Here is a 2,917-nt window from a genome sequence, read left to right on the forward strand (position 1 = left end):
TCAAACGTTTTTTTGAAATGTTAGAAAAAGCTTTAGTACTACCAAAAGTCAGAAAAGCAACTAAAATTTCAAAAGGTGCGAATGAAAAACGCATTCAAGAAAAGAAAAAAGCGGGAGAAATTAAAGCTGGAAGAAAAAAGTTAGATTTTTAATTAACCAAAGTAAATACATTCAAACAACACAGATTAAAGAAATTTTAATAATTTCTCAAATCCGTGTTCAAATAATAAAATTGTATTACTATCTTTGTCTTATCTCAAAGGGGTGCTTGTTTTTCAGGCTGAGATTATACCCATAGAACCTGGGCGGGTAATGCTGCCAAGGAAAATCGAGAACTATCTATATTTCTGAACCAGCTTCAGAATCGAAATTCTCAAAATTATTTTATTAATTATTTTTAACCAAGAGTAATTACCCCTTTTATTCGTATTAATTTACGAAGTATGAATGTATTTTTAAAAAGGCAAAAGGCAAAAGGCAAAAGGCAAAAGATTTATAAATTAAGTCTATTTTCTATTCTCTTTTCTCTATGTTCTTACAGTCAAGAACAACCAAAAGATTCTGTAAAATCAATTGAAGAAGTCTTAATTTCTGGCGTACGAGCAAAAGACAAAAACCCAATTACATTTACAAATGTTTCTAAAGCACAAATTGCGCCCAGAAATTTAGGGCAAGACATTCCTGTTTTATTAAATTATTTACCATCTGTAGTGACTACAACAGATGCTGGTGCAGGAATTGGTTATACCTATATGCGTGTTCGTGGATCCGATGGTTCTCGTATTAACGTAACCTTAAATGGCGTGCCTTTTAACGATAGTGAAAGTCAAGGCACCTTCTTTGTCAACTTACCTGATTTTGCTTCTTCATTGGAGAGCATTCAATTACAACGTGGCGTTGGAACCTCAACAAGTGGCGCTGGTGCTTTTGGGGCGAGTTTAAATTTACAAACCAAAGCTGCACAACAAAATAGTTATGCTGAAATAGCCAACTCAATTGGAAGTTTCGGAACCAAAAAACACACTTTAGCTTTCGGAACAGGATTACATAATAATTTCGAAATGAACGCTCGAATTTCTAAAATAAAATCGGATGGTTTTATAGATAGGGCTTCATCTGATTTATTTGGATATTATTTCGATGCAAATTATATTACAAAAAATACAATTATTAAAGCGATTGCCTTTGGCGGAAAAGAAAAAACGTATCAAGCTTGGAATGGTTTGGAAGATGAAGATAAACTAAAAAATGATAGAACATATAATTCGGCTGGACAGTACACAGATGAATTTGGGAATATCAAATTTTATGATGACGAAACAGACAATTATTGGCAAAATCATTTTCAATTGCATTGGAATGAAAAAATAACTTCAAAATGGCAATCGAACCTGGCGCTGCATTATACTATAGGAAAAGGCTATTTTGAACAATATAGAGAAGACGAAAATTTTTCAGATTATGTATTGCCTGAATTTAATGGCATTACAAGTACTGATTTAGTTAGAAAACGTTGGCTGGATAATGCCTTTTACGGAACTACTTTTTCATTAAACTACAAAAACACTACTACTGATATTATTATTGGTGGTGCAGCAAACAAATATGAAGGAAAACATTTTGGAGAAGTAGTCTGGACACAATATTATGTGCCAAATTCAAACAAATATTATGATAATTTTGGAAATAAAAACGATGTGAATTTCTACTCAAAAGCATCGCAGCAAATTGGAAAATTTAATGTTTTTGCCGATTTACAATATCGAATGGTTTTCTATGAAGCCAATAGTATAAAATTTAATGATGTCAATGATACATTCCGTTTCTTCAATCCAAAAGCCGGAATTACATATACATTAAATACAGCAAGTTCTATTTATGGTTATTTCGGAATTGCAAACAAAGAACCTCGAAGAGATGATTATGAAAGTGGAAGTGTAAAACCAGAACGTTTACAAGATTATGAATTGGGTTATAAATTTAAAAATAAGAAAACCAATTTGAATATTAATGCCTTTTATATGAGATATAAAAATCAATTGGTAGCCACTGGTGCTCTAAATGATGTAGGTAGCCCTGTTTTTGAAAATAGCGGAAAAAGTATGCGTGCTGGTATTGAAATAGAAGCGGCTTTACAACTTGCTTCTAAATTTGTTCTACAACCAAACATCACTTTAAGTACAAATAAAAACAAAGATTTCTATTTTGAACGAGATGGCGTTTTAACCAATTTAGGGAATACCAATATTGCCTATTCACCAAATATGGTAATAGGAAATGCAATAACATATTCGCCAATTAAAATGTTGCAAATTTCATTATTAACCAAGTATGTTGGTGAGCAATATATGGGGAATATTGATGCTGAAAAATCAATTTTACCGGATTATACGACATCTGATTTAAACATCAACTACGAATGGAAAATAAACAAAGGCATTAAATCGATTGTGTTTTCAGGTTTGATAAATAATATTTTCGATAGAACATATGAATCAAACGGCTATTTTTATACGTATAATGATAATTGGAGCGGACCAGGAATTTCAACAATTGAAGGTGTTGGTTTTTATCCACAAGCGGGAATCAATTTCTTAATTGGAATGAATTTGAAATTTTAATAAAAATAACCCCGACGTTTGTCAACCTGAAAGGGTCTCTTGCTAAAGAACACATTGTTGAAAAATTGTCAAGAGATGCTTTCAGCAAGACAAACGTTGTGGTAATTTATTTCCCCTCAATCCAAGCTGTAATACTTCTGTCGTCTGGTTGGGTTTTTGGTGAAATTACTTTTTCTAATTCGCCATTTTCGTTAAGAAGGAATTTTTGAAAATTCCATTTTACGGTAGCGTCTTTCACGCCATTTTTCGATTTCTTTGTTAAGAATTCATAAATGGGATGCATATTTTTTCCTTTT

Annotated in this window: 1 protein-coding gene, 1 pseudogene and 1 riboswitch; of the genes and pseudogenes, one reads left to right on the plus strand and one right to left on the minus strand. The window is 32.0% G+C overall.

The window, feature by feature from the left end:
- Positions 1 to 250: 250 nt before the first annotated feature.
- Positions 251 to 345: riboswitch (TPP riboswitch) on the plus strand.
- A 98-nt stretch (positions 346 to 443) separates the two neighbouring features.
- On the plus strand, positions 444 to 2,621 hold the full coding sequence (locus ACIQ11_RS10070; RefSeq protein WP_396154536.1) for a TonB-dependent receptor: 2,178 nt from the start codon (positions 444 to 446) through the stop codon (positions 2,619 to 2,621).
- Between the two features lie 106 nt (positions 2,622 to 2,727).
- Here the strand turns inward: ACIQ11_RS10070 and ACIQ11_RS10075 are convergent.
- Positions 2,728 to 2,917 (minus strand): annotated as a pseudogene (locus tag ACIQ11_RS10075) (glutathione peroxidase); the annotation flags it as partial.

The sequence above is a fragment of the Flavobacterium sp. genome (assembly GCF_044361065.1).
Classification (GTDB): domain Bacteria; phylum Bacteroidota; class Bacteroidia; order Flavobacteriales; family Flavobacteriaceae; genus Flavobacterium.

Coding starts and splice junctions, on each gene's coding strand:
- ACIQ11_RS10070 (WP_396154536.1), top strand. CDS start 444: ATGAATGTATTTTTAAAAAGGCAAAAGGCAAAAGGCAAAAGGCAAAAG.